This window comes from Streptomyces sp. TLI_55 (assembly GCF_900206255.1).
Taxonomy (GTDB): domain Bacteria; phylum Actinomycetota; class Actinomycetes; order Streptomycetales; family Streptomycetaceae; genus Streptomyces; species Streptomyces aquilus.
In genome coordinates, this window is the sequence record NZ_OAOJ01000001.1 from 5,285,519 (window position 1) to 5,312,370 (window position 26,852).

The 26,852-nt window shown below is 67.3% G+C and carries 20 protein-coding genes and 3 rRNA genes; 20 read left to right on the forward strand and 3 right to left on the reverse strand.

The features are described 5' to 3' along the window. Positions 1–55: 55 nt before the first annotated feature. The 3 genes from CRP56_RS24325 (at position 56) to ilvD (ending at position 3,466) form a co-directional block, all read left to right on the forward strand. Positions 56–883 (forward strand): sugar phosphate isomerase/epimerase family protein, encoded by an 828-nt coding sequence (locus CRP56_RS24325; protein WP_097267312.1) that lies wholly within the window; start codon positions 56–58, stop codon positions 881–883. Further along, positions 880–1,488, forward strand: coding sequence for a TetR/AcrR family transcriptional regulator (locus tag CRP56_RS24330; RefSeq protein ID WP_097267314.1), 609 nt, complete (start codon positions 880–882; stop codon positions 1,486–1,488). Before CRP56_RS24325 ends, CRP56_RS24330 begins: the two co-directional genes overlap by 4 nt. Before the next feature lie 124 nt (positions 1,489–1,612). Beyond that, a complete protein-coding gene (ilvD, locus tag CRP56_RS24335; RefSeq protein ID WP_097267316.1) occupies positions 1,613–3,466 on the forward strand; it encodes a dihydroxy-acid dehydratase in 1,854 nt (617 codons plus the stop codon). Positions 3,467–3,516: 50 nt separating this feature from the next. Here ilvD and CRP56_RS24340 read toward each other — a convergent pair whose 3' ends face one another. Beyond that, positions 3,517–5,610, reverse strand: coding sequence for a serine/threonine-protein kinase (locus CRP56_RS24340; RefSeq protein WP_097267318.1), 2,094 nt, complete (start codon positions 5,608–5,610; stop codon positions 3,517–3,519). Between the two features lie 183 nt (positions 5,611–5,793). Here CRP56_RS24340 and CRP56_RS24345 point away from each other — a divergent pair, with 183 nt between their 5' ends. The 3 genes from CRP56_RS24345 (at position 5,794) to CRP56_RS24355 (ending at position 7,829) form a co-directional block, all read left to right on the forward strand. Next, on the forward strand, positions 5,794–6,111 hold the full coding sequence (locus tag CRP56_RS24345) for an SH3 domain-containing protein (RefSeq protein ID WP_097267320.1): 318 nt from the start codon (positions 5,794–5,796) through the stop codon (positions 6,109–6,111). A gap of 303 nt (positions 6,112–6,414) precedes the next feature. After that, positions 6,415–6,921 (forward strand): hypothetical protein, encoded by a 507-nt coding sequence (locus tag CRP56_RS24350; protein WP_097267322.1) that lies wholly within the window; start codon positions 6,415–6,417, stop codon positions 6,919–6,921. A 116-nt stretch (positions 6,922–7,037) separates the two neighbouring features. After that, positions 7,038–7,829: a class I SAM-dependent methyltransferase gene (locus tag CRP56_RS24355; RefSeq protein ID WP_097267324.1), complete on the forward strand. Its 792-nt coding sequence runs from the start codon at positions 7,038–7,040 to the stop codon at positions 7,827–7,829. Here the strand turns inward: CRP56_RS24355 and CRP56_RS24360 are convergent. Then, positions 7,826–9,277: a SulP family inorganic anion transporter gene (locus CRP56_RS24360; RefSeq protein WP_097267326.1), complete on the reverse strand. Its 1,452-nt coding sequence runs from the start codon at positions 9,275–9,277 to the stop codon at positions 7,826–7,828. The genes CRP56_RS24355 and CRP56_RS24360 overlap by 4 nt on opposite strands. Before the next feature lie 275 nt (positions 9,278–9,552). Between CRP56_RS24360 and CRP56_RS24365 the strand changes: the two genes are divergently transcribed. The 3 genes from CRP56_RS24365 to proC all read left to right on the forward strand — a co-directional run bounded on the left by CRP56_RS24365 (position 9,553) and on the right by proC (position 12,067). Beyond that, entirely contained in the window at positions 9,553–10,341 is a 789-nt protein-coding gene (locus tag CRP56_RS24365) for an ABC transporter ATP-binding protein (protein WP_441349501.1), read from the forward strand. Continuing rightward, entirely contained in the window at positions 10,338–11,126 is a 789-nt protein-coding gene (locus CRP56_RS24370; protein ID WP_097267330.1) for an ABC transporter permease, read from the forward strand. Before CRP56_RS24365 ends, CRP56_RS24370 begins: the two co-directional genes overlap by 4 nt. 131 nt (positions 11,127–11,257) lie before the next feature. After that, positions 11,258–12,067, forward strand: coding sequence for a pyrroline-5-carboxylate reductase (gene proC, locus CRP56_RS24375; protein ID WP_097267332.1), 810 nt, complete (start codon positions 11,258–11,260; stop codon positions 12,065–12,067). Positions 12,068–12,122: 55 nt separating this feature from the next. On the opposite strand, the gene trpS is transcribed toward proC, so the two are convergent. Further along, complete coding sequence (trpS, locus tag CRP56_RS24380; protein WP_097267335.1) at positions 12,123–13,142, reverse strand: tryptophan--tRNA ligase; 1,020 nt, start codon at positions 13,140–13,142, stop codon at positions 12,123–12,125. A gap of 837 nt (positions 13,143–13,979) precedes the next feature. Here trpS and CRP56_RS24390 point away from each other — a divergent pair. From CRP56_RS24390 to CRP56_RS24445, 11 genes are all read left to right on the forward strand, one after another. After that, positions 13,980–15,505, forward strand: a 16S ribosomal RNA gene (locus tag CRP56_RS24390). Between the two features lie 310 nt (positions 15,506–15,815). After that, a 23S ribosomal RNA gene (locus CRP56_RS24395) occupies positions 15,816–18,936 on the forward strand. Positions 18,937–19,024: 88 nt separating this feature from the next. Next, positions 19,025–19,141: ribosomal RNA gene (rrf, locus tag CRP56_RS24400) — 5S ribosomal RNA — on the forward strand. The 16S, 23S and 5S rRNA genes sit together here, the layout of an rRNA operon. A 62-nt stretch (positions 19,142–19,203) precedes the next feature. After that, complete coding sequence (locus CRP56_RS24405; protein WP_097267337.1) at positions 19,204–19,848, forward strand: HAD family hydrolase; 645 nt, start codon at positions 19,204–19,206, stop codon at positions 19,846–19,848. A 93-nt stretch (positions 19,849–19,941) separates the two neighbouring features. Then, positions 19,942–20,643 (forward strand): VC0807 family protein, encoded by a 702-nt coding sequence (locus tag CRP56_RS24410; protein ID WP_097267339.1) that lies wholly within the window; start codon positions 19,942–19,944, stop codon positions 20,641–20,643. A 128-nt stretch (positions 20,644–20,771) separates the two neighbouring features. Further along, positions 20,772–21,989 carry an MFS transporter gene (locus CRP56_RS24415; protein ID WP_097267341.1) on the forward strand — a complete coding sequence of 406 codons (1,218 nt, stop codon included), beginning with the start codon at positions 20,772–20,774 and terminating at the stop codon, positions 21,987–21,989. Beyond that, entirely contained in the window at positions 21,940–23,115 is a 1,176-nt protein-coding gene (locus CRP56_RS24420) for an acetoin utilization protein AcuC (RefSeq protein WP_097267343.1), read from the forward strand. Before CRP56_RS24415 ends, CRP56_RS24420 begins: the two co-directional genes overlap by 50 nt. Before the next feature lie 983 nt (positions 23,116–24,098). Further along, a complete protein-coding gene (locus CRP56_RS24430; protein ID WP_097267345.1) occupies positions 24,099–24,914 on the forward strand; it encodes a phosphatase in 816 nt (271 codons plus the stop codon). A gap of 129 nt (positions 24,915–25,043) precedes the next feature. Continuing rightward, entirely contained in the window at positions 25,044–25,256 is a 213-nt protein-coding gene (locus CRP56_RS24435) for a helix-turn-helix domain-containing protein (RefSeq protein ID WP_004984898.1), read from the forward strand. A 159-nt stretch (positions 25,257–25,415) separates the two neighbouring features. Continuing rightward, positions 25,416–25,514, forward strand: coding sequence for a 30S ribosomal protein bS22 (locus CRP56_RS24440; protein ID WP_003948845.1), 99 nt, complete (start codon positions 25,416–25,418; stop codon positions 25,512–25,514). Positions 25,515–25,764: 250 nt separating this feature from the next. Continuing rightward, positions 25,765–26,838 (forward strand): NAD-dependent epimerase/dehydratase family protein, encoded by a 1,074-nt coding sequence (locus CRP56_RS24445; protein ID WP_059193133.1) that lies wholly within the window; start codon positions 25,765–25,767, stop codon positions 26,836–26,838. Positions 26,839–26,852 lie beyond the last annotated feature (14 nt).

A 26,852-nucleotide genomic window follows, 5' to 3' on the forward strand; every position in this document is an offset into this window, starting at 1 on the left:
CAACGGCGAATAGGCACCCCGCATCCACCCGACCGAACCCTTTAGGCTGACCCACGTGGCAGAACCAGTCGTACGGATCCCGGACGCGAAGGTGGCGCTCTCCACGGCCTCCGTGTACCCGGAGTCGACGGCGACGGCCTTCGAGATCGCCGCACGCCTCGGCTACGACGGCGTCGAGGTCATGGTGTGGACCGACCCCGTCAGCCAGGACATGGAAGCCCTGCGCAGACTGAGCGACTACCACCAGATCCCGATCCTCGCCGTGCACGCCCCCTGCCTGCTCATCACGCAGCGGGTGTGGTCGACGGACCCCTGGGTCAAGCTCCAGCGCGCCCAGGCCGCCGCGGAGAAGCTCGGCGCGAGCACCGTCGTCGTCCACCCGCCGTTCCGCTGGCAGCGCCAGTACGCCCGCGACTTCGTCGAGGGGATCTGGCGGATGGCCAACGAGACGGACGTGCGGTTCGCCGTCGAGAACATGTACCCGTGGCGCTACCGCGACCGCGAGATGCTCGCGTACGCCCCCGACTGGGACGTCACCAAAGAGGACTACCGGCACTTCACGATCGACCTCAGCCATTCCTCGACGGCCCGCATCGACGCGATGGAGATGGTCGACCGCATGGGCGACCGCCTCGGCCACGTCCACCTCGCCGACGGGCGCGGCTCCGCGAAGGACGAGCACCTCGTGCCAGGGCGCGGCAACCAGCCCTGCGCCGAGCTGCTGGAACGTCTCGCCCTGAGCGGCTTCGACGGCCATGTCGTCATCGAGGTCAACACCCGGCGCGCGATGTCCGGCGCCGAACGTGAGGCCGACCTCGCGGAGGCGCTGGCGTTCACCCGGCTGCATCTGGCGTCGGCCGTGAAGGCGCAGAGGCTGCCGTGACCGACGGCGTCACCGCGCGCAAACGGGGCCGGCCCCCTCGTACGGAATCGGCCGACACCCGCGACCGCATCCTGGCCGCCGCCCGCGCGGAGTTCTCCGAGCGGGGGTACGAGAAGACGTCGGTGCGCGGCATCGCGAAGGCCGCCGGGGTCGACTCGGCCCTGGTCCACCACTACTTCGGCACCAAGGAGCAGGTCTTCGAGGCGGCCGTGGAGGTGGCCTTCGCGCCGGCGCTGATCGAGCGGGACACGGTGCTGGACGGGCCGGTGGAGGACATCGGCGAGCGGATGACCCACGTCATCTTCGGGCTCTGGGAGAACCCGGTGACCCGCACGCCGCTGCTCGCGATCGTCCGCTCGGCGGTGAACAACGAGGCCGCGGCCACCGTCTTCCGCCGCCTCGTCTCCACGCAGCTGCTGCGCCGGATCGCCGGCGAGCTCGACGCCCCGGACGCGGAACTGCGCGCCGAGCTGGCGGCCGCGCAGCTGGTCGGGATCGCGATGCTGCGGTACGTGATCAAGGTGGAGCCGCTGGCGTCGGCGGACGTGGAGCAGATCATCGCGCGGGTGGCGCCGGTGGTGCAGGGGCATCTGACGAACCCCTGAGACGCATGTCCCTGACGCAGGCGTCCCTGAGACATGCGTCCCGCATTCCGGACACCCTGTCCGCCCTCTGGATGACCGGCGTACGCTCGATAGCAGCCAGAACTGTCTGAAGGAGCGAGCGACGATGCCCGAGCTGAGGTCCCGCACAGTCACCCACGGCCGCAACATGGCGGGCGCCCGCGCCCTTATGCGCGCCTCCGGTGTACCCGGCGCGGACATCGGCCGCAAGCCGATCATCGCCGTGGCGAACTCCTTCACCGAGTTCGTGCCGGGCCACACCCACCTCCAGCCGGTCGGCCGGATCGTCTCCGAGGCGATCCGCGAGGCGGGCGGCATCCCGCGCGAGTTCAACACCATCGCCGTCGACGACGGCATCGCGATGGGCCACGGCGGCATGCTGTACTCCCTCCCCTCCCGCGACCTGATCGCGGACTCGGTCGAGTACATGGTCGAGGCCCACTGCGCCGACGCCCTGATCTGCATCTCCAACTGCGACAAGATCACGCCGGGCATGCTCAACGCGGCGCTGCGGCTGAACATCCCGACGGTCTTCGTCTCCGGCGGCCCGATGGAGTCCGGCCGCGCCACCCTCGTGGACGGCACGGTCCGCACGCTCGACCTGGTCGACGCGATCTCCGACGCCGTGAACGACAAGATCTCGGACGAGGACATCCTCCGTATCGAGGAGAACGCCTGTCCGACCTGCGGCTCCTGTTCCGGCATGTTCACCGCCAACTCGATGAACTGCCTGACGGAGGCCATCGGCCTCTCGCTCCCCGGCAACGGCTCGGTCCTGGCCACGCACACGGCCCGCCGCCGGCTGTACGAGGACGCGGCCCGCACGGTGATGGACATCACCCGGCGCTACTACGAGCAGGACGACGAGACGGTCCTGCCGCGCTCGATCGCCTCCTTCGCGGCCTTCGAGAACGCGATGGCGCTCGACATCGCGATGGGCGGCTCGACCAACACGATCCTGCACCTGCTGGCCGCCGCCCAGGAGGCGGGCGTCCCCTTCGGCCTCAACGAGATCGACGCGGTCTCCCGCCGGGTCCCCTGCCTCGCGAAGGTCGCCCCCAACGTCGCGAAGAACCGCACGTACTACATGGAGGACGTGCACCGCGCGGGCGGCATCCCGGCCCTGCTGGGCGAGCTGCACCGCGCGGGCCTGCTCAACGAGGACGTCCACTCGGTCCACAGCCCGTCGCTCGCGGACTGGCTGAAGACGTGGGACGTCCGCGGCGGCTCCCCGTCCGCCGAGGCGGTCGAGCTGTGGCACGCCGCCCCCGGCTGCGTCCGCTCTTCCGAGGCCTTCTCGCAGTCGGAGCGCTGGGAGGCCCTGGACGAGGACGCGGAGGGCGGCTGCATCCGGTCCGCCGAGCACGCGTACTCCAAGGACGGCGGCCTCGCGGTCCTCAAGGGCAACCTGGCGGTCGACGGCTGCGTCGTGAAGACGGCGGGCGTCGACGAGTCCATCTGGACCTTCGAGGGCCCGGCGGTCGTCTGCGAGTCCCAGGAGGAAGCCGTCCAGAAGATCCTCCTGAAGGAGATCAAGGAGGGCGACGTGGTGGTCATCCGCTACGAGGGCCCCAAGGGCGGCCCGGGCATGCAGGAGATGCTCTACCCGACCTCGTACCTGAAGGGCCGCGGCCTCGGCAAGGCCTGCGCCCTCGTCACCGACGGCCGCTTCTCCGGCGGCACCTCGGGCCTGTCGATCGGCCACGCCTCCCCGGAGGCCGCCGCGGGCGGCACGATCGCCCTCGTCGAGGACGGCGACCGCATCCGCATCGACATCCCGAACCGCACGATCGACCTCCTGGTCGACGACGCCGAACTGACCCGCCGCGAGCAGGCGCTGGGCGGGGCGTACGCCCCGAAGAACCGCGAGCGCAAGGTCTCCGCCGCGCTGAAGGCGTACGCGGCGATGGCGACGAGCGCGGACAAGGGCGCGGTCCGGGACGTGTCGAAGCTGGGCTGAGCCTTCTGACCCACGGGGCCGCCTCCTGTCGGGGGCGGCCCTTTTCCTTGCTACCAGGCCGACGGGTTGTGCGCGTCGACGGCGAAGACGGTGCCGTCGGGGGCGGTGGCGTAGAGGTGCCCCTGGGCGAGCAAGGGGCTGGGTACAGCACCGGCGACCCGGCCCGAGGCCGCTTTCATACGCACCGGGGTCTGCCCGACCAGGTCCCCCTCGTGTGCGTCCACGGCCAGCAGCCGGCCGTCGGCGGCGACGAAGAACACGTGCGTCCCGTCGGAGACGGGAACAGAGCCCCTGCTCACGGCCGTCTCGAGATGCCACAGCCGCTTGCCCGTCGTCATGTCGACGGCCTCGAGCGAGCCGCCCGAACCGAGGAGGTGGACGACGTTCCCGCGGACGGCCGCCTGGGCGTCGGCACGCCCCACCGGGAGCGCCACCCGGCGCGTCGACTTGGTGGACGGTGTGTAGCGGACGACAGCGTCCGTGTCGCCGTAGTCCTTGTCGGCGGCGAGGAAGAAGAGGGAGCCGTCCTGATCACCGACCAGCGTCAGCCACCCGTCGAGTCGCACGTCCCAGCGCACGGCGCCGGTGGCCGGGTCCACGGCGGTGACCCGGGTCTTCGACGCGTCGACGGACGGATTCGTCGCGTACACCAGCGGATCTCCGGCGAACGACGCGAAGGACGGCAGGGGGTGTCCCGGTATCCGGTGGCTCCATTTCGAGTCGCCCGTCGCAGCGTCCACGGCGTGGACGGTCCCGTCGGGGCCGGTGAGGAGGATCGTGCCCCCGGCGACCTGCATCGCGTTGTGCGCGGGCACCTTGCGCTGCCATCGGACCTTGCCCGACGCGGGGTCCAGCGCTTCCAGGCGCTGGGTCCCGTCCGCCATCGGCTGCACGAGCCCGCCTGCGAGGACCGGCGGCCTGCTCGTGCTCGACGTGGCCACCGGGTGGCGCCACAGCACACGGCCGTCGGACGGGGCGAGGCCGAAGACCGCGCCAGGGCGTGCGCAGATCAACTGCCGTCCCCCGTACGAGCACTGAGCGGCACCCACGCCTTCGGGTACCGGGTTCGCCGCCCAGCCGCTGAACCGGGAGACGGAGGGTGTGGGTGAGCCGTCGTCCTCCGGCGTCGTGCCGTCTCCGCCATCGCCGAACAACATGACCGAGGCAAGGGCGCCGGCCACGACGAGGACGCTCGCGGCGGCGATGGCCGCCTTCCGGCCAGGGCGTCTCCGGAGCCGGCGTTGCGGTGGTACGGGCTCGGATCTCTGCACGTCCGCGGCCCGTTGCGCCGGTATGAAGGCCTGCGTGTCGTACGAGGCCGCGACCGACCGCAGCGCACGCATCAACTCGTCGGGAGTGGGCCGGTCCTCGGGCTCCTTGGCCAGGCAGCGCAGCACCAGCGGTGCGAGGCTCTCCGGTACGCCGGTCAGGTCCGGCTCGTCGTGCACCACCTGGTAGGCGACGACATACGGGCTGTCGGAGTCGAACGGACCGCGTCCGGTCGCCGCGTGCACCAACACGGACCCGAGCGCGAAGACGTCGGCGGCAGGCCCCACCTCTCGGGGCCGCCGGAACTGCTCGGGCGCCATGAAGGGCGGAGTGCCGATCAACTTCCCGGTCTCCGTGCGCAGTTCACTGTCCTTTGGCCGGGAAATGCCGAAGTCGATGACCTTCGGACCGTCGTCGGCGAGCAGCACATTGCTCGGTTTGAGATCACGGTGCACCACGCCGACACGGTGGATGTCCCGCAGCGCCTCCGCCAGTCCGGCCATCAGGCGGCGCAACTGGGCAGGATCCATGGGGCCGTTCCGCTTCACATGGTCGGACAGCGTCGGCCCAGGGATGAACAGGGTGGCCATCCAAGGCCGTTCGGCCTCCGGGTCGGCATCCACGACGGACGCCGTGAACGCCCCGCTCACCCTCCGCGCGGCCGCCACCTCCTGCCGGAACCGTCCCCTGAACTCGGGATCCCGCGCGAACTCGGCGTGCACGATCTTCACCGCGAGCTTCATCCCCGAGGTGCTGCGGGCGAGGTGCACGACACCCATCCCGCCGGACCCGAGGCGGGACTCCAGACGGTAGTGACCGGCGTACTCCGGAAGTTCCGCTTCCGCGCCCGCTCCGGTATTGCGCTGTGGCGCCATGGGACCACCCCCGTGCTGTTCGTCCGCGCGCGCGACGCACGGAGCCTAGTCGATGACTCGTACGAGACAGAGGCGGCTTGCTAGTCTCCGTGCGCGAGTTGCGCACATCTGTTTGATGGCGTGATTCGGGGGAATCAACGGGGCCCCATGGCAGTCATGGGGTTCAACGGGGGAGGTTTTTGTATGTCTGTCGACCGTGTGGAAGAGGCCGCGGGAGCCGAGGAGATCGAGGCCCTGTCGGCGACGGCATCGGTTCGTTACTACTCGATCGCGCCGGGCATCCGTCTCAACGTCCGCAACGGCCCCGGCACCAACTTCAGCGTCGTGCGGGTCCTGCCCGAGGGTTCCAAGGTGCCGATCTACTGCCAGACGCCGGGGACGAACGTTTCGGGCCCGTACGGCACGTCGAACATCTGGGACAACATCAGCAACGGCCAGTACGTCTCGGACGCCTACGTCCAGACCGGCAGCGACGGCTATGTCGCGGACCGCTGCGGCTGAGTCACCCCGTACGCGCACGTGACATCGCGGAGGCGGCCCTGTCCGCCTCCGCCGCCGCACCTTCCGAACCCGGCTCTCGCCCGGGACGACCGTGACGGGTCCGTACGGCACGTCGAACATCTGGGACTGCATCTCCAGCGGTGAGTACGTGTCGGACACCTATGTGCAGACGGGCAGCGACGGTTACATCCGCCCACGCTGCGCACTCTGACCACCGGGGAGGTCCAGAGGCGGCCCGCTTTGCGACCAGGCGCCGCTGAGCCCCCGCGGAGCCCGCGCCCGCCCCGGAGCCATAATCGACGCGTGAGCGACGACAACGGCACCCAGGAAACCCCCGCGGGCTCCGCACCCGGCCCCCGGCCGGAACCCATCCGGTTCTTCGGCACGACCTGGGTCGACCACGCCAACGGCTACACGGCCCGCCGTATCGGTGCCGCCGTCGGCTCCCTCGCCGCGGCCGTCGCCTCCTGCCTGGTCCTCCGCTTCGCCTACGAAGGCCTCGCGATCGCGGACATCGGCAGCTTCGTCACCCTCCTCATGGTGGTGATGTTCGCGATCTGCAGCGCCCTCGCCTTCCGGCACACCTGGGACGGCTTCACCAAGCGCCCCGACCCCGACCGCCAGGCCTCCCTCCGCGGCCTGCTCGCCATCGGCTTCGTCGGCTCCCTCCTCGCCTACTTCTTCCGCTCCCTCACCGAGGCCCCCGGCGAGAAGCTCCACCGCGAGGAGTACGAGGCCGCCCTCCAGCACTACGAGAAGCGCACCACCCGCCGCTCCGGCAACCCGTCGAAGAAGCGCCGCCGCTCCTGAGCGGAAGCCACAGCGGGGGCGCCGGCCCCGGGGCCTCATCGCTCCCGCTGCGAGAGGCCGCCCTCTCTCACCGAAAACTCACTGCACCCTGCACCCACCTCCGCCACCATGGCCGTATGACGACGGCCCCTTCGCATTCCGCCCGAGCTCACTCCTTCAACGCCGCCGCAGCCCAGTACGCGGCGAACCGCCCCTCCTACCCGCCCGCCCTCTTCGACGCGATCGAGGACCTCGCCGGCCGCTCTCTCACCGGCGCCCGCGTCGCGGACGTAGGCGCCGGCACCGGTATCGCCACCGCCCTCCTGCACGCCCGCGGCGCCGACGTCATCGCCGTCGAACCCGGCGACGGCATGGCCGCCCAGTTCCGCCGCGGCCACCCCGACATACCGATCGTCCGCGGCAACGGCAACACCCTGCCGCTGGCCGACGCCTCCGTCGACTTCCTCACCTACGCCCAGGCCTGGCACTGGACGGACCCGAGCCTCGCGGCCCCGGAGGCCCTGCGCGTACTGCGGCCGGGCGGGGCGCTGGCGCTGTGGTGGAACATCTCCCCCCTCGACGTGCCCTGGATCGCCGCCCAGGGCGAGCGCATCGAAGCGAACTTCCGCGACGTCGGCGCCGTACCGACCGTAGAGGCGAACGGCAGCGGCTCCCGAGCCGCCCTCGCCGACCCCACGCGCAGCCTGGACTTCACCGAGCGCCTGGTCCGCTGGAGCCGCCGCGTCCCCGTCGACACCCACCTCGCCAACATCGGCAGCCACTCGATGTTCCTGGTCGCCGGTGAGGAACGCGCCACTGCCTTCCCCACCGAGGAGCGCCGCCAACTGCTGGAGGTCTTCCCGGACGGCATCGTCGAGGAGACCTACGACGTCGAACTGCTCGTCGCCACCAAGCCGCCCGCCCCCTAACCGCCCACCCCCACGCCCGCCGTCAACGCCTGACCGCGCCCGGCGGCCCACCCCTCCAGGGCCGCCGCGCACGCGTGGTCCAGATGGCGCAGCCCACCCAACTCCAGCCGCACCTCCCGGTCACGCGGCAACGCCTCCAACGCGTCCAGCAGCTTGGGCAGCCGCAGGAACGTCGCATGCCCCAGCACCCTGACGACGAGCCCCGCCTCACCCCGGTCCTCGGTCTCCACATGCACATGGCTGACATCCCACGCGGTCTTCGCCACCGCCAGCGCCAACCCCACCAACACCCCCTCGAACAAGTTTCCGACGACGATCGCCGTCGCCGTCACCACCAGCACGACCACCTCCCCGCGATGCCCGCGCCACAACCCCCGCACCTCCCGCACCTCCCGCACCGGCACGAGCTTGCAGCCGGCGTGCACCAGCAGCGCGGCCAGCGCCGCCACCGGAATCACCCCGAGCACCCCGGGCACGACGACCGTGAACAGCAGCAGCCACACCCCATGCAGCACCCGGGAGGCCTTCGTCTCGGCACCCGCCTGCACGTTCGCCGCACTCCGCACGATCACCGCCGTCATCGGCAACGCCCCGAGCACCCCACACACCGCGTTGCCCGCGCCCTGTGCGATCAGCTCGCGGTCGTAGTCCGTACGCCGCCCGTCATGCAGCCGGTCCACCGCCGCCGCGCTGAACAGGGACTCCGCCGACGCGATCAACGCGAACGCGACGACCGTCCCCAGCACGCCCACTTCCGTCAGCCGGCCGACATCCGCGGCCTCCGGCAGCCGTACGGCATCCAGCAGCCCGCGCACTTCGACCCGCCGCACCTCCAGGCCGAACACCCCGGTCACCGCCGCCGCGAGGCCGACCGCGACCAGAGGCGCGGGCACCAGGCGGGCCCCGCGCTTCCATCGCGGCCACAGCAGCAGTACGGCCATGGTGGCACCCCCCACTGACAACGCCACCGGGTCCAGCAGCGCCGGCAACGACACCAGCCCGGTGAGCTTCCCCAAACCGCCACCTGGCGCGGTCACGTCGCCCAGCGCGTACATCTGACCGGCGACCAGAACGAGTCCGATTCCGGCGAGCATCCCTTGGACGACCGCCACGGACACGGCCCTGAACCACCGCCCGAGCCGCAGCATCCCGAGCCCGAGCTGCACCAGCCCGGCCCCGAACACCAGCACCCCGAGCGCCCCGACCCCGTACCGGTGCACGGCCTCGTAGACCAGCACCGTGAGCCCTGCCGCCGGCCCGCTCACCTGGAGGCTGCTGCCCGGCAGCGCCCCGGCGACCAGCCCGCCGACGATCCCGGTCACCAGCCCCAGCTCGGTCGGCACACCGGAGGCGATGGCGACTCCCACACACAGCGGCAGCGCCACGAGAAACACGACGAGGGAAGCGAACAGATCGGCCTTGCGTACGCGAGCGCGCAGTACACGCATGACAGGAGCACCTCCGGTTACGAAGCCATGGGAGCTACGGGAGATGCGTGGGCGTGCCGCGTCGGGGGAGTACGCGGCACTGAAACCCATTGTCAGGAACGGGAGTTGATCGCGCACCCCGTTCCGGCGAGCCGCAGGGGGCTCTCGAGGCGCAAGGACCGGACCAGGACCGGACCGCCTGCCTCCGGTCATACCATCACGCGCCTGCGCCACCGATCACGCCGCACGCACGCCGCTTGACGACCCTCGTCCGCGAGAGCATTATTCATCGCATGATGAATTATTCCGACGGTCCTCCCGGCACCCCGGCCGTCCACGCCGCAGGCCTCACCGTCCACCGCGGCCCCCGCACCGTCCTGCGCGGCCTCGACTTCACCGTCCCCCGCGGCCAGATCACCGGACTGCTAGGCCCCTCCGGCTGCGGCAAATCCACCCTCATGCGCTCCGTCGTCGGCACCCAGGCCAAGGTCACCGGCACCCTCGACGTCCTCGGCCGCCCCGCCGGACACCCCGCCCTGCGCACCCGCATCGGCTATGTCACCCAAGCCCCCTCCGTCTACGACGACCTGACCGTCCGCCAGAACCTCGACTACTTCGCCGCGATCCTCGCCCCCGGCCACGCCGCCGCCGAACGCCGCCACTCCGACGTCACCCGAGTCATCGAGGACGTCGACCTCACCGGCCACGCCGACTCCCTCGCCGGCAACCTCTCCGGCGGCCAGCGCAGCCGCGTCTCCCTCGCCGTGGCCCTCCTCGGCACCCCCGAACTCCTCGTCCTGGACGAGCCGACCGTCGGCCTGGACCCCGTCCTGCGCCGCGACCTGTGGAACCTCTTCCACGACATCACCGCCCAACGCGGCGCCACCCTCCTCATCTCCTCCCATGTCATGGACGAGGCCGAGCGCTGCCACCGCCTCCTCCTCATGCGCGAGGGCGAGATCCTCGCCGACGACACCCCGGACGCCCTGCGCGCCCGCACCGGCTCCGAGACCGTCGAAGACGCATTCCTGCACCTCGTGGACGAGGCCGTCGCGGCCGGACGCAACAAGGAGACGACCCGATGAGCACCACGACCACCACCCCGCCGATCGCCCCGGCCCCGACCAGCCCCCTCAACGCCTCCCGCACCCTCGCCACCGCCGCCCGCGTCCTGCGCCAGCTCCGCCACGACCCACGCTCGATCGCGCTGATGATCCTGGTGCCCTGCGTGATGCTGTTCCTCCTGCGCTACGTCTTCGACGGCAGCCCGCAGACCTTCGACAACATCGGAGCCTCCCTCCTCGGGATCTTCCCGCTGATCACGATGTTCCTGGTCACCTCCATCGCCACCCTCCGCGAACGCACCTCCGGCACCCTCGAACGCCTCCTCGCCATGCCGCTGGGCAAAGGCGACCTCATCGCCGGCTACGCCCTCGCCTTCGGCACCCTCGCGATCATCCAGTCCACCCTCGCCACCGCCCTTGCCCTCTGGGGCCTCGGCCTCGACGTCACCGGCAGCCCCTGGCTGCTGCTCCTGGTCGCCCTGCTCGACGCCCTCCTCGGCACCGCCCTCGGCCTCTTCGTCTCGGCCTTCGCCTCCTCCGAGTTCCAGGCCGTCCAGTTCATGCCGGCCGTGATCTTCCCCCAGCTCCTCCTCTGCGGCCTGTTCACACCCCGCGACAACATGCACCCCGTCCTGGAGGCCATCTCCGACGTCCTCCCCATGTCCTACGCCGTCGACGGCATGAACGAGGTCCTCAAGCACACCGACATGACCGCCGCCTTCGTCCGCGACACCCTGATCGTGGCCGGCTGCGCCCTCCTGGTCCTGGGCCTCGGCGCCGCGACCCTCAAGCGCAGGACCCCGTAGCCGCACGGGCGCCCACACCCCGTCCCGCCGGCCGCCCGGACGTCCCGCCCACCGGACAACCGAGCCGTACCCCTACCCCCGGTGCGAGGATGAACCCCGGACGACGCAACCCCCGGAGGGCACCCGCAGCCATGACCCAGAAAGTCGCAGTCCTCGGCACCGGCAAGATCGGCGAAGCCCTGCTCAGCGGAATGATCCGAGGCGGCTGGGCCCCGGCCGACCTCCTCGTCACCGCCCGCCGCCAGGAGCGAGCCGACGAACTCCAGGCGCGCTACGGAGTCACCCCGGTCACCAACGCCGAGGCCGCCAAGACCGCCGACACCCTGATCCTCACGGTCAAGCCGCAGGACATGGGCACCCTCCTCGCCGAGCTCGCCCCGCACGTCCCCGCCGACCGCCTGATCATCAGCGGCGCGGCAGGCATCCCCACCTCCTTCTTCGAGGAGCGCCTCGCCACGGGCACCCCGGTCGTCCGCGTCATGACGAACACTCCCGCCCTCGTCGACGAGGCCATGTCCGTCATCTCCGCCGGCAGCCACGCCACCGCCGACCACCTCGCGCACGCCGAGGAGATCTTCGGCGCCGTCGGCAAGACGCTCCGCGTCCCAGAGTCCCAGCAGGACGCCTGCACCGCCCTTTCCGGCTCCGGCCCGGCGTACTTCTTCTACCTGGTCGAAGCCATGACGGACGCCGGCATCCTGCTCGGCCTGCCCCGCGACAAGGCCCACGACCTCATCGTCCAGTCCGCGATCGGCGCCGCCACGATGCTCCGCGACAGCGGCGAGCACCCCGTCAAGCTCCGCGAGAACGTCACGTCACCCGCGGGCACGACGATCAACGCCATCCGCGAACTCGAGAACCACGGCGTACGAGCAGCCCTCATCGCCGCCCTCGAAGCCGCCCGCGACCGCAGCCGCGAACTGGCCTCCGGCAACAACTGACACCGCCGGCCGCCCCACCCCTCGGAAACTGAGGGAGGGGCGGCCCAGCACACCCCTAAACGGTCACGCCGATATCAGCGGCCGCCGGCAGCAACCCGATCGCCTGATACGCGGCATCCACGGTCGGCCGGGCCATCGCCCGAGCCCTCTCCGCACCATCCCGCAGCACCCCCTCCACATAGCCAGGATCCGCGCACAACTCCTTGTGCCTCTCCTGCACGGGCCTCAGAACCTCCACCACGGCCTCTGCGGTGTCCTTCTTCAAGGCGCCGTACGACTCATATACACCGCCCAGCTCCTCGGGGTTCCCACCCGAACAGGCAGCAAGAATCTCCAGCAGATTCGCCACCCCCGGCCGCGCCTCCCGGTCGTACACGACCTCGGACCCGCTGTCCGTGACCGCCCGCATGACCTTCTTGCGCACCACGTCCGGCTCGTCCAGCAGATAGACGATCCCCGGCCCGACGTCGTCGCTCTTCCCCATCTTCGACACCGGATCCTGAAGATTCATGACCCGAGCCGCCACACCGGGACGCGTGGCCCGAGGCACCACGAACGTATGGCCGTACCGCTGGTTGAACCGCACCGCGATGTCCCGCGCCAGCTCCACATGCTGCGTCTGGTCGTCCCCGACCGGCACCTCGTCCGTCCGGTACGCCAGGATGTCCGCCGCCATCAGCACGGGATACGTCAGCAGCGACAGCCGGACACTCCCCCCACGCTCCCGCTCCCGCGCGGCCTTCTCCTTGTACTGGATCATCCGCCGCATCTCGCCGTCGGTGGCCACGCACTCCAGCACATACGACAGCCGCGCGTGCTCATCGACATGACTCTGTACGAACACGGTGCACAGCTCCGGATCCAGCCCCGTCGCAAGCAACAGCGTCGCCGCCTGCCGACTGAGCCGTCGCACCCGCGCCGGATCGTGGTCCACGGTCAGCGCGTGCAGGTCCACAACGCAGAAGAGCGCGTCGGCCTGGTGCTGATCCACGGCAGCCCACCGCCGCATGGCTCCCAGATAGTTCCCCAGCGTCAGATGCCCGGTCGGCTTGATCCCACTGAAGACCCGCGTCATCCCTACTCCACCTCCTGGTCGGGACCGCCACCCCTGCGGGCCGTCCCCCTGGAGCTCTGGAGGGAGATACGAGAACGGCCGCCGAGGCGGCGGCCGTTGAGTGCATACGTAGTCCGGCCGCCGTCAGGCGGCCCACCACAGCTGGGTGTACGTACGCGTCGTCATGCGTCCCAGAGTACGCCGGGAGGGTCCCCTCCGGAGCGGAGTTGACACACCCAGGCCCGGTCCGTACTGTTCTCCGAGTTGTCCGACGTGAGAGCCGACTCCGGTCGGTCCCCGGACAGCCATTCCGCAGGTACCAGCAAACAATCGATGACCCGTCGTCGTGCGTATCGCCATGCGTATTTGCGAAATGAGGAATCCACGTTCGAAAGGACGCGGACCCCGATTAGCTCGGGGGCCGGGAATCCGCTAAAGTCTCACTCGTCGGAACGGCCCAACGGCCGGGAAGACAAGCCCCTCTGACTGGGAGTCAGGCCCGAAAGGATCTGATAGAGTCGGAACCGCCGGAAAGGGAAACGCGAAAGCGGAAACCTGGAAAGCGCCGAGGAAATCAGAACCGGAAACGATCTGATAGAGTCGGAAACGCAAGACCGAAGGGAAAAGCCCGGAGGAAAGCCTGAGAGAGTCTCTCGGGTGAGTACAAAGGAAGCGTCCGTTCCTTGAGAACTCAACAGCGTGCCAAAAATCAACGCCAGATTAGTTGATACCCCGTCTCCAGTCATTCCGACTGGGGCGAGGTTCCTTTGAAATAACACAGCGAGGACGCTGTGAACTGCCGGATTATTCCTCCGGTGGTTCCGCTCTCGTGGTGTTCATCCCGATTACGGGAAAACATTCACGGAGAGTTTGATCCTGGCTCAGGACGAACGCTGGCGGCGTGCTTAACACATGCAAGTCGAACGATGAACCACTTCGGTGGGGATTAGTGGCGAACGGGTGAGTAACACGTGGGCAATCTGCCCTTCACTCTGGGACAAGCCCTGGAAACGGGGTCTAATACCGGATATCACTTCCACTCGCATGGGTGGGGGTTGAAAGCTCCGGCGGTGAAGGATGAGCCCGCGGCCTATCAGCTTGTTGGTGAGGTAACGGCTCACCAAGGCGACGACGGGTAGCCGGCCTGAGAGGGCGACCGGCCACACTGGGACTGAGACACGGCCCAGACTCCTACGGGAGGCAGCAGTGGGGAATATTGCACAATGGGCGAAAGCCTGATGCAGCGACGCCGCGTGAGGGATGACGGCCTTCGGGTTGTAAACCTCTTTCAGCAGGGAAGAAGCGAAAGTGACGGTACCTGCAGAAGAAGCGCCGGCTAACTACGTGCCAGCAGCCGCGGTAATACGTAGGGCGCAAGCGTTGTCCGGAATTATTGGGCGTAAAGAGCTCGTAGGCGGCTTGTCACGTCGGGTGTGAAAGCCCGGGGCTTAACCCCGGGTCTGCATTCGATACGGGCTAGCTAGAGTGTGGTAGGGGAGATCGGAATTCCTGGTGTAGCGGTGAAATGCGCAGATATCAGGAGGAACACCGGTGGCGAAGGCGGATCTCTGGGCCATTACTGACGCTGAGGAGCGAAAGCGTGGGGAGCGAACAGGATTAGATACCCTGGTAGTCCACGCCGTAAACGGTGGGAACTAGGTGTTGGCGACATTCCACGTCGTCGGTGCCGCAGCTAACGCATTAAGTTCCCCGCCTGGGGAGTACGGCCGCAAGGCTAAAACTCAAAGGAATTGACGGGGGCCCGCACAAGCAGCGGAGCATGTGGCTTAATTCGACGCAACGCGAAGAACCTTACCAAGGCTTGACATACACCGGAAACGGCCAGAGATGGTCGCCCCCTTGTGGTCGGTGTACAGGTGGTGCATGGCTGTCGTCAGCTCGTGTCGTGAGATGTTGGGTTAAGTCCCGCAACGAGCGCAACCCTTGTCCTGTGTTGCCAGCATGCCCTTCGGGGTGATGGGGACTCACAGGAGACCGCCGGGGTCAACTCGGAGGAAGGTGGGGACGACGTCAAGTCATCATGCCCCTTATGTCTTGGGCTGCACACGTGCTACAATGGCAGGTACAATGAGCTGCGAAACCGTGAGGTGGAGCGAATCTCAAAAAGCCTGTCTCAGTTCGGATTGGGGTCTGCAACTCGACCCCATGAAGTCGGAGTTGCTAGTAATCGCAGATCAGCATTGCTGCGGTGAATACGTTCCCGGGCCTTGTACACACCGCCCGTCACGTCACGAAAGTCGGTAACACCCGAAGCCGGTGGCCCAACCCCTTGTGGGAGGGAGCTGTCGAAGGTGGGACCAGCGATTGGGACGAAGTCGTAACAAGGTAGCCGTACCGGAAGGTGCGGCTGGATCACCTCCTTTCTAAGGAGCACTTCTAGGCAGCCGCAAGGTTGTCCAGAGGCCAGTACATCGGCGAATGTCCGATGCTGGTTGCTCATGGGTGGAACGTTGATTATTCGGCACTTTCAGTCATCTCGGGCTGCCAGTACTGCTCTTCGGAGCGTGGAACGCTGATCATGAGTGGCGAGGGTGTCGGGCACGCTGTTGGGTGTCTGAAGTAGCGGCCGTATGGCTGTACTTCGATGCCGGCCCCAGTGAACTCGCCGAGTGTGGCGGGGTGATGGGTGGCTGGTCGTTGTTTGAGAACTGCACAGTGGACGCGAGCATCTGTGGCCAAGTTTTTAAGGGCGCACGGTGGATGCCTTGGCACCAGGAACCGATGAAGGACGTGGGAGGCCACGATAGTCCCCGGGGAGTCGTCAACCAGGCTTTGATCCGGGGGTTTCCGAATGGGGAAACCCGGCAGTCGTCATGGGCTGTCACCCATACCTGAACACATAGGGTATGTGGAGGGAACGCGGGGAAGTGAAACATCTCAGTACCCGCAGGAAGAGAAAACAACCGTGATTCCGGGAGTAGTGGCGAGCGAAACCGGATGAGGCCAAACCGTATGCGTGTGAGACCCGGCAGGGGTTGCGTATACGGGGTTGTGGGATCTCTCTTCCACGGTCTGCCGGCCGTGGGACGAGTCAGAAACCGTTGATGTAGGCGAAGGACATGCGAAAGGTCCGGCGTAGAGGGTAAGACCCCCGTAGTCGAAACGTCAGCGGCTCGTTTGAGAGACACCCAAGTAGCACGGGGCCCGAGAAATCCCGTGTGAATCTGGCGGGACCACCCGCTAAGCCTAAATATTCCCTGGTGACCGATAGCGGATAGTACCGTGAGGGAATGGTGAAAAGTACCGCGGGAGCGGAGTGAAATAGTACCTGAAACCGTGTGCCTACAAGCCGTGGGAGCGTCGGATATGTGCTTGCACATATCTCGTGACTGCGTGCCTTTTGAAGAATGAGCCTGCGAGTTTGCGGTGTGTTGCGAGGTTAACCCGTGTGGGGAAGCCGTAGCGAAAGCGAGTCCGAATAGGGCGGTATAGTAGCGCGCTCAAGACCCGAAGCGGAGTGATCTAGCCATGGGCAGGTTGAAGCGGAGGTAAGACTTCGTGGAGGACCGAACCCACCAGGGTTGAAAACCTGGGGGATGACCTGTGGTTAGGGGTGAAAGGCCAATCAAACTCCGTGATAGCTGGTTCTCCCCGAAATGCATTTAGGTGCAGCGTCGTGTGTTTCTTGCCGGAGGTAGAGCACTGGATAGGCGATGGGCCCTACCGGGTTACTGACCTTAGCCAAACTCCGAATGCCGGTAAGTGAGAGCGCGGCAGTGAGACTGTGGGGGATAAGCTCCATGGTCGAGAGGGAAACAGCCCAGAGCATCGACTAAGGCCCCTAAGCGTACGCTAAGTGGGAAAGGATGTGGAGTCGCACAGACAACCAGGAGGTTGGCTTAGAAGCAGCCACCCTTGAAAGAGTGCGTAATAGCTCACTGGTCTAGTGATTCCGCGCCGACAATGTAGCGGGGCTCAAGCGTACCGCCGAAGTCGTGTCATTGCAGCAATAGCCCCAACGGGTGCTGTGATGGGTAGGGGAGCGTCGTCTGCCGGGTGAAGCAGCCGCGGAAGCGAGTTGTGGACGGTTGACGAGTGAGAATGCAGGCATGAGTAGCGATTCACACGTGAGAAACGTGTGCGCCGATTGACTAAGGGTTCCTGGGTCAAGCTGATCTGCCCAGGGTAAGTCGGGACCTAAGGCGAGGCCGACAGGCGTAGTCGATGGATAACCGGTTGATATTCCGGTACCCGCTGTGAAGCGTCAAACATCGAATCCAGTGATGCTAAGGCCGTGAAGCCGCCCTGGAGCCTTCGGGCGAAGGGGAGTGGTGGAGCCGCTGACCCGATCTGGTAGTAGGTGAGTGATGGGGTGACGCAGGAAGGTAGTCCATCCCGGGCGGTGGTTGTCCCGGGGTAAGGGTGTAGGCCGAGTGGTAGGCAAATCCGCCGCTCATTAAGGCTGAGACCTGATGCCGAGCCGATTGTGGTGAAGTGGATGATCCTATGCTGTCGAGAAAAGCCTCTAGCGAGTTTCATGGCGGCCCGTACCCTAAACCGACTCAGGTGGTCAGGTAGAGAATACCGAGGCGTTCGGGTGAACTATGGTTAAGGAACTCGGCAAAATGCCCCCGTAACTTCGGGAGAAGGGGGGCCATCACCGGTGATGACATTTACTGTCTGAGCTGGGGGTGGCCGCAGAGACCAGCGAGAAGCGACTGTTTACTAAAAACACAGGTCCGTGCGAAGCCGTAAGGCGATGTATACGGACTGACGCCTGCCCGGTGCTGGAACGTTAAGGGGACCGGTTAGTGACCTTTCGGGGTTGCGAAGCTGAGAACTTAAGCGCCAGTAAACGGCGGTGGTAACTATAACCATCCTAAGGTAGCGAAATTCCTTGTCGGGTAAGTTCCGACCTGCACGAATGGCGTAACGACTTCTCGACTGTCTCAACCATAGGCCCGGTGAAATTGCACTACGAGTAAAGATGCTCGTTTCGCGCAGCAGGACGGAAAGACCCCGGGACCTTTACTACAGTTTGATATTGGTGTTCGGTTCGGCTTGTGTAGGATAGCTGGGAGACTGTGAAGCTCGGACGCCAGTTCGGGTGGAGTCGTCGTTGAAATACCAGTCTGGTCGTGCTGGATGTCTAACCTGGGTCCGTGATCCGGATCAGGGACAGTGTCTGATGGGTAGTTTAACTGGGGCGGTTGCCTCCTAAAGAGTAACGGAGGCGCCCAAAGGTTCCCTCAGCCTGGTTGGCAATCAGGTGTTGAGTGTAAGTGCACAAGGGAGCTTGACTGTGAGACCGACGGGTCGAGCAGGGACGAAAGTCGGGACTAGTGATCCGGCGGTGGCTTGTGGAAGCGCCGTCGCTCAACGGATAAAAGGTACCCCGGGGATAACAGGCTGATCTTCCCCAAGAGTCCATATCGACGGGATGGTTTGGCACCTCGATGTCGGCTCGTCGCATCCTGGGGCTGGAGTCGGTCCCAAGGGTTGGGCTGTTCGCCCATTAAAGCGGTACGCGAGCTGGGTTTAGAACGTCGTGAGACAGTTCGGTCCCTATCCGCTGCGCGCGCAGGAATATTGAGAAGGGCTGTCCCTAGTACGAGAGGACCGGGACGGACGAACCTCTGGTGTGCCAGTTGTTCTGCCAAGGGCATGGCTGGTTGGCTACGTTCGGGAGGGATAACCGCTGAAAGCATCTAAGCGGGAAGCCTGCTTCGAGATGAGTATTCCCACCCACTTGATGGGGTAAGGCTCCCAGTAGACGACTGGGTTGATAGGCCGGATCTGGAAGCACGGTAACGTGTGGAGGTGACCGGTACTAATAGGCCGAGGGCTTGTCCTCAGTTGCTCGCGTCCACTGTGTTGGTTCTGAAACCACGAACAGCCCCATGCCTGGTCACGGCATGGTGCGGCTGACAGTTTCATAGTGTTTCGGTGGTCATAGCGTGAGGGAAACGCCCGGTTACATTCCGAACCCGGAAGCTAAGCCTTACAGCGCCGATGGTACTGCAGGGGGGACCCTGTGGGAGAGTAGGACGCCGCCGAACAAATTTTGAGAAAACCCCGCACCGGTTCGGTGCGGGGTTTTCTGCGTTTAGGCTGTGAAGTTATGCGCTATGACTTGGTGATCTTCGACAATGACGGTGTCCTCGTGGACAGTGAGCCGATCTCCAACCGGTTGCTGGCCGCCTATCTGACGGAGCTCGGGCACCCGACCTCGTACGAGGACTCCATCCGGGACTACATGGGGTCCGCGATGCATCGGATTCATGATCTGGTGCTGGGGCGCACGGGGGAGCGGCTGCCGGCCGAGTTCGATGACGTCTTTCATCGGCGGGTGTTTGACGCGTTCGAGCGGGAGTTGAAGCCCGTGAGCGGCGCGGTGGACGTGCTGGAGAGGCTGGCCGGTGCCGGGGTGCCGTACTGCGTGGCCTCGTCCGGGAGTCATGAGCGGATTCGGGTCGGGCATCGTACGACCGGGCTGGACCGGTGGTTCGAGGAGTCGCGGGTCTTCAGTTCGCAGGATGTGGGGCGGGGGAAGCCGGCGCCGGATCTGTTTCTGTACGCCGCCGAGCGGATGGGGGTGGCGCCGGGGCGGTGTGTGGTCGTCGAGGACAGTCCGCTGGGGGTGCAGGCGGCTGTCGCGGCCGGGATGGATGTCTATGGGTTCACCGCTATGACGCCTGCCGACAGGCTTGCCGGTGCCACTCAACTCTTCTCCGACATGGGCGAGTTGGCCGACCTGCTGAAGTGATCGTGGGCATCGTCGGCGGCCTGACATTTGTCACGCCCAGCTCCGGACGATCGTTTCTACTGGGGGACCCCTGGTGGACGAGAAGCTGAGGGCATGACGACGACGAGTGCGAACAAGCCGCAGAACCCCTTCCGCCCCCTGCTCCTGGACGTGGCGGTGCCGGTCGGGTCGTACTACCTCTTCCGGGAGGCCTTCGGGATGAGCACCTTCGCGGCGCTCGCCTGGAGCAGTGTTGTGCCGGCCGGGCGGACCGTGTGGGCGGTCGTCAAGGAGCGGAAGGCCAACGGGCTCGCCGGGCTGATCCTGGTCGTGAACCTGGTGTCGCTGCTGCTCAGCTTCGTCTCCGGAGATCCGCGGCTGATGCTCGCCAAGGACAGTGCGGTCAGCAGCACGATCGGGATCGGGATCCTGGCGTCGGTGGTGCTGGGGCGGCCGATGATGACGGCCGGTCTCAAGCCGTTCCTGGTGAAGGCGGACGCCGCCAAGCACGCGGCCTGGGAGCGGTTGCTGGGTGGCGGCGCGGCCGGGTCCGCGGACTTCCTGCGGGCCGAGCGGGTCTTCTCGGTGGTGTGGGGTGTGGTGCTCCTCGGCGAGTGCGTGGTGCGGATGGTGGGGGCGTACACCGTGCCCGTGGACACCATGGTGTGGCTGGGCTCGGTCGTCCTGGTCGGTGCGATCGGGCTCGGGATGGTGGTGGGTGGGGCGCTGGCCGCCGGGCCCATGGAGCGGATGATCGCCGCCGAGGTCGAGGCGGCCGAGGAGGCCATGAAGGCCCAGGTCGCCGTCGCCGCCTGACGTCGTTGCCGTAAGGCAAGGATCGTCGTGAGCCAAGACCTTCCGGGACCGGCTCGGATCGAAGCTGAGGGAAATTCATCTTTGGCTGGATCTACCCACGGGTAGTCCGGGGCCCTACGCTCGCCGCCATGACAGATGTGCTGCGGCGCGGTAGGGCCTCGTTGGCGTTCAGCTTCTTCGCGCAGGGGGCGGCCTTCGCTCTGCTCGTGACGCGGATTCCGGCGATCCAGGACCGGTACGGGATCTCCGACGCGCTGCTGCCGGCCTTCCTGGCCGCCGTGCCGGTGCTGGCCGGGGTCGGGAGCGTGACCACCGAGAAGCTGGTGAAGCGCATACCCCCGAGCCGGCTGCTGCGGTGGGCCCAGCCGGTCGTGCTGCTGGCGCTGCTCGGGGTCGGGGCGGGGGACGCGACGGTCGAGCTGGCGGTCGCGCTGGCCGCGTTCGGGCTGGCCGTCGGGGCGCTGGACGCCTCGATGAACATGCTCGGGGTCAGTCTGCAGCGGGCGTACGGGCGCAGCATCATGCTCAGCTTCCATGCCGTGTTCAGCCTCGGTGGGATGGTGGGGGCGTCGCTGGCGTGGGTGGGGGCGCACTGGGACCTGGCGTTGTTCGTGTCGTATCTGCCGGTGGTGGCCGTGCTGCTGCCGGCCGCGTTCGTCGGGAGTCGGTGGTACGTCGACAGCGATGATCCCGAGCCGGTGGACGCGCAGGCCGGCGGCGGTGGGGGCGGTGTGGTCTTCAAGGCGTTGCTGCCGCTGTGTCTGGTGATGACCTTCGCGTACATCGGGGACTCGACCGTTTCCAACTGGAGTGCCAAGTATCTGCAGGACGTGCTGGGGAGCTCGGAGCAGTTGGCTACCGTGCCGTACAACGTCTATATGGTCACCACCCTGATCGGGCGGGGGCTCGGGGACTTCGGGGTGCGGCGGTTCGGGGCCGTGGCGGTGGTGCGGGCGGGGGCCGTGGTGGCCGCGGGCGGGTTCGCGGTGGTGGCCGTGGCGCCCGGGGCGTGGGTCGGGATGCTCGGGTTCACGTTGCTGGGGCTGGGGCTGTGTGTGCTGGTGCCGCAGACCTTCGCGGCGGCGGGGCGGCTGTTCCCGGGAGCGTCCGATGCGGCTGTGGCCCGGCTCAATGTCTTCAACTATGTGGGGTTTTTGATCGGTTCGCCGTTGGTGGGGGCGCTCGGTGACGCGTGGAGTTATCGCGGGGCGATGCTGGTGCCGATGGTGTTGGTGCTGGTGACGCTTGTGTACGCCCGGTCGTTCGCCGCTCAACCGGACCGATACGGTGGCGGGCATGAGCGGCCGCGCACAGCTGATGTGGGACGAGGCAGTAACGGGCTATGACTTCGGTCCGGAGCATCCGATGGATCCGGTCCGGCTTGCGCTGACCCGGAGCCTGGTGAGTGCCTTCGGGCTGGACCGGGACGTGGATGTCGTCGCGGCCAAGCCGGCGGGTGAGTCGACGCTGCGGTTGGTGCACCGGGAGGACTACATCGAGGCCGTGAAGGCGGCTTCGGAGAATCCTGGGGCGGCGGACGGGGCGTACGGGATCGGGACGCTGGACGATCCCGCCTTCGCCGGGATGCACGAGGTGTCCGCGATGATCGCCGGGCAGTCGGTGGGGGCGGCGGAGGCGGTGTGGCACGGGGGCGCGCTGCACGCGGTGAACTTCGCGGGTGGGCTGCACCATGCGATGCCGGGGGGTGCGTCGGGGTTCTGTATCTACAACGATGCTTCGCTGGCGATCGCGCGGTTGCTGGAGCTGGGGGCCGAGCGGGTCGCGTATGTGGATGTCGATGTGCATCACGGGGACGGGGTGCAGGCGGCGTTCTGGGAGGATCCGCGGGTTCTGACGATTTCGCTGCACGAGCATCCTCGGACGTTGTTTCCGCAGACCGGGTGGGCTGAGGAGACCGGGGCGGACGGGGCCGCGGAGGGGAGTGCGGTCAATGTCGCGTTGCCTGCGGGGACCGGGGATGCGGGGTGGTTGCGGGCGTTTCATGCGGTGGTGCCTGAGCTGCTTGCTGATTTTCGGCCGCAGGTGTTGGTGACGCAGCATGGGGCGGATACGCACTTCGAGGATCCGTTGGCTCATCTCGCGGTGTCGTTGGATGCGCAGCGGGCTGTGCAGGTGGCGTGTCATGAGTTGGCGCACTCTTATGCCGATGGGCGGTGGGTCGCCTTGGGTGGGGGTGGGTACGCGGTCGTGGACGTCGTGCCTCGGTCGTGGACGCATCTGGTGGGGATCGCTGCGGGGCGGGAGTTGGCGCCGGAGAGTGTGATTCCTGAGAGTTGGCGGCAGGAAGTGTTCGCTCGGACTCGGCAGCTGGGGCCGATGCGGATGACTGATGGGCGGTGGCCGGTGTCCTGGGCCGACTGGGAGGCGGGGTACGACCCGGCTGACCGGCTGGATCAGGCGGTGTTGGCTACTCGGCGGGCGGTGTTTCCGTTGCGGGGGTTGTTGGCGTAGGGCTGCGGCGTGGTTGTGGCGTAGGGCTGCTGGGCTGGGCGGGGTGGTTCGGGTGCCCGGCGTCGGTGCTGGGCTGGGCTTTGCGGGTGCTCGGCGTCGGTGCTGAGCGGGGGTGGGTTTCGCTCGCCCGCGCTGGCGGGGTGCCGCTGCGCCCACCCGTGCCGCCCCAGCGGCACGACTGCCCGCAGCTACGCAGGGATGCGGGTGCCGCTGCTGGGGTGGGCGCCGCCCCGGCGGCGCGACTGGCTGCAGCGGCGGCTGATGAACGGCTGGCGCTGCTTGGGTGGGCGTTGTCTCGGCGGTGTGGCTGCCTGCAGTTGCGCAGGGATGCGGGTGCCGCTGCTGGGGTGGGCGCCGCCCCGGCGGCGCGACTGGCTGCAGCGGCGGCTGATGAACGGCTGGCGCTGCTTGGGTGGGCGTTGTCTCGGCGGTGTGGCTGCCTGCAGTTGCGCAGGGATGCGGGTGCCGCTGCTGGGGTGGGCGCCGCCCCGGCGGCATGACTGGCTGCAGCGGCGGCTGATGAACGGCTGGCGCTGCTTGGGTGGGCGTTGTCTCGGCGGTGTGGCTGCCTGCAGTTGCGCAGGGATGCGGGTGCCGCTGCTGGGGTGGGCGCCGCCCCGGCGGCATGACTGGCTGCAGCGGCGGCTGATGAACGGCTGGCGCTGCTTGGGTGGGCGTTGTCTCGGCGGTGTGACTGCCCGCAGTTGCGCAGGGATGCGGGTGCCGCTGCTGGGGTGGGCATCGCCTCAGCGGCATGACTGGCCGCAGCTGGGGCGGAGACGCGGATGCTGTGACCGGGCGGGCGCAGCGGTGGCAGATGGATGGCGAATGCTGCTTGGGTGGGTGTCGTCCCGGCTGCCGCGGTGGCATGAGGCGGCACTGCTGCCTCCAGCCAGGGCGGTGGTCTCGGTGGCGTTACGCCGACTGTGCGGTGTTTTTCTGTTCGTGGGGCGGGGTGTGCTGGGATCCGGCAGCATCGCTTCGTGTTGAGCACCGGCGCGCTGCGCGCTCATCTGGTGGCCGCTCGGCTGGCCGGGACCGTGGCCACCTCTCGCGAGGAGAGTCTGCGGAGTTATCGGCTGTTCGCTGCTCGGGATCCTCGGGTGTTGATCGGGATTGATCCGACGGGGAGTTGGAAGCAGCCGGATCTGGTTCAGTTGATGGCCGATAGGTGTGGGGTTTCTGGCGATATCAGGCGCACTAATGGGCTTGATGTGATTGATCCTGATCGGACTATTGCCGCGCTTGACGCCTTCGCTGATCGGCTCGGGGCCGTAGCGGAGCGTGGTGCCACGGTGTTGCTCGGGACCGGGCACCCCCATCGGCTGCTCGGGTTCTACGCCGCCTTGGCGGACGCGCTGTCGGCGGCGGGATGTACCGTCCTCACCCCAGCGCAGGGTCGTCGTGTCGACATAACGACCCGGTTCGGTCTACGTACGTACAACCTTGACTACGTACGAGGAGTCGCGCTGGTAAGGGAACCGGGCGAGTTGAGCCCCGGTTGTGCGACCGGCGTGCACAGCCATTCGCCGCTCCCGGTTCGGACCGTGCTCGCGGCCGCCGCGGAGTGCGGCACGGGGCTGCCGGAGCTTGTCATCGGGGACCACGGGTGGGTCTGCGGGGCAGGTCAGCTGGGGTTTGAGGCCATTGGGCTGGCCGACACGGATGATCCCGCGTTGTTCGTGGGGGAGGCCGAAGGGGTCGTGTCCGTAGTCGTTCCACTTGATGACGCTGTGCGGTCTGATTACTACCTGCCGCTTACCCGCTACGTACTCAATCGAGCGTGTCTGTCACAGTAGGCCGCCGATGGGTGCACCTCTTCCCCACTCGCATCACCCGCCCCTACATTGGGGAGTGAGCACGCAACGACGAAGAGTCACCGGAAGGGGAAGCCGGTGGCCGTCGAGTGCGGAAGGTTCAGGTGTGTCATGGCTGCAGCTGGCGAGAGGCCTCTGAACGAGGTTCAGTTCCTTACCGTGGCGGAAGTCGCCTCGGTGATGCGAGTGTCGAAGATGACCGTGTACCGGTTGGTGCACAGCGGTCATCTGCCCGCGATCCGGGTGGGGCGGTCCTTCCGCGTCCCCGAGCAAGCGGTTCACGAGTACCTCCGCGAGAGCTATGTGGGGGTGGAAACCGCCTGATGACTGTGGGGGCGGGGGGATCCCTCAGGGCATGTTCCGGACCCCCCTCTCCTCCTCGATTACGACCTCAGCGCTCGGGCGGGTAGGCTAGCCCCTCGTAGGTCGTGTGGGCCCATGGCGCCCAAACGCCGAGTGGATGAGAAGTGAGCGAGGGTAGTCGTGGGCTCTGTTATCAAGAAGCGGCGCAAGCGGATGGCGAAGAAGAAGCACCGCAAGCTGCTCAAGCGCACGCGCGTTCAGCGTCGTAACAAGAAGTAGTACGGCGCCGCGCAGGTAGCGTGATGTGGCCCCCCACCACACCCGGTGGGGGGCCACACGCATATCCACGCGCAGGTCCACGGTCAGACGCCCCGCTTCACATGGCCTGGTCTGGTCGTACGACTGTGGATGTCGTCACTTCGTGCATTGGGTGGTCATCACAGCGCAACATCGACCCGCTAGGTTGGCCGCACACGGGGAACGCGACATGGTGTGCAGGGGGACGAGTGCTGGAAGGAAGGCGCTGATCTTGGGCAAGGTCGTGCTCGTGACCGGAGTGGCCCGTCAACTGGGCGGTCGGTTCGTCCGGCGCATCCAGCGGGACCCGCGGGTCGACCGGGTGATCGCCGTGGACGCCGTGCCGCCCGAGCACCATCTGGGCGGTGCCGACTTCATCCAGGCCGACATCCGGCAGCCGACCATAGCGAGGGTGCTGGCCGAGACGGCCGCCGACACAGTCGTACACCTGGACGTGACGGCGATGGCACTCGGCAGTGGCAGCCGGACCACGGTCAAGGAGACCAACGTCATCGGCACCATGCAGCTGCTCGGGGCCTGTCAGAAGTCGCCGACGGTCAAGCGGCTGGTGGTGAAGTCCAGTACCAACGTGTACGGCTCGGCGCCCCGCGATCCGGCCGTCTTCACCGAGACCACCCCGCCCAAGTCCCTGCCCAGCGGCGGGTTCGCCAAGGACGCCGTCGAAGTCGAGGGGTATGTGCGCGGCTTCGCGCGGCGGCGGCCCGATGTCGCCGTGTGCGTGCTGCGGTTCGCGAACATCCTCGGGCCGAGCGCGGACACCCCGCTCGCCTCGTACTTCTCGCTGCCGGTGCTGCCGACCGTGTTCGGGTACGACCCGCGGCTGCAGTTCGTCCATGAGGACGACGTGATCGAGGTGCTGCGGATCGCCTCCCACGAACCGGAGCGGGGCACGCTCAACAGCGGCACCTTCAACATCGCCGGCGACGGGGTGCTGCTGCTCTCCCAGTGCTCGCGGCGGCTGGGGCGGCCGACCGTGCCGCTGCTGCTGCCCGCCGTCACCTGGGCGGGCTCGCTGGTCCGTACGCTGGGCATGACGGACTTCTCGCCCGAACAGATCCGGCTGCTCACCCATGGCCGGGTCGTGTCGACGGACCAGATGCGGGAGACGCTGGGCTTCCAGCCGAAGTACACGACGGCGGAGACCTTCGCGGACTTCGCGCGGGTCCGCGGCCCCGGGCTGCTGCCGCCGGAGGCCCTCGCGGGGGCCGTCGACCGGATCGCCGCGCTGCCCGCCCTGGGCGGCGGCCACCTCCCGAGCCACCCCCCGACGCAGAGCGCCAACTGAGGAGCGCATCAACG

Coding starts and splice junctions, on each gene's coding strand:
- trpS (WP_097267335.1), bottom strand. CDS start 13,142: ATGACGCGGGTCTTCAGTGGGATCAAGCCGACCGGGCATCTGACGCTG.
- proC (WP_097267332.1), top strand. CDS start 11,258: ATGACCCAGAAAGTCGCAGTCCTCGGCACCGGCAAGATCGGCGAAGCC.
- CRP56_RS24370 (WP_097267330.1), top strand. CDS start 10,338: ATGAGCACCACGACCACCACCCCGCCGATCGCCCCGGCCCCGACCAGC.
- CRP56_RS24360 (WP_097267326.1), bottom strand. CDS start 9,277: ATGCGTGTACTGCGCGCTCGCGTACGCAAGGCCGATCTGTTCGCTTCC.
- ilvD (WP_097267316.1), top strand. CDS start 1,613: ATGCCCGAGCTGAGGTCCCGCACAGTCACCCACGGCCGCAACATGGCG.
- CRP56_RS24435 (WP_004984898.1), top strand. CDS start 25,044: ATGGCTGCAGCTGGCGAGAGGCCTCTGAACGAGGTTCAGTTCCTTACC.
- CRP56_RS24340 (WP_097267318.1), bottom strand. CDS start 5,610: ATGGCGCCACAGCGCAATACCGGAGCGGGCGCGGAAGCGGAACTTCCG.
- CRP56_RS24410 (WP_097267339.1), top strand. CDS start 19,942: ATGACGACGACGAGTGCGAACAAGCCGCAGAACCCCTTCCGCCCCCTG.
- CRP56_RS24355 (WP_097267324.1), top strand. CDS start 7,038: ATGACGACGGCCCCTTCGCATTCCGCCCGAGCTCACTCCTTCAACGCC.
- CRP56_RS24420 (WP_097267343.1), top strand. CDS start 21,940: ATGAGCGGCCGCGCACAGCTGATGTGGGACGAGGCAGTAACGGGCTAT.
- CRP56_RS24405 (WP_097267337.1), top strand. CDS start 19,204: ATGCGCTATGACTTGGTGATCTTCGACAATGACGGTGTCCTCGTGGAC.
- CRP56_RS24365 (WP_441349501.1), top strand. CDS start 9,553: ATGAATTATTCCGACGGTCCTCCCGGCACCCCGGCCGTCCACGCCGCA.
- CRP56_RS24415 (WP_097267341.1), top strand. CDS start 20,772: ATGACAGATGTGCTGCGGCGCGGTAGGGCCTCGTTGGCGTTCAGCTTC.
- CRP56_RS24345 (WP_097267320.1), top strand. CDS start 5,794: ATGTCTGTCGACCGTGTGGAAGAGGCCGCGGGAGCCGAGGAGATCGAG.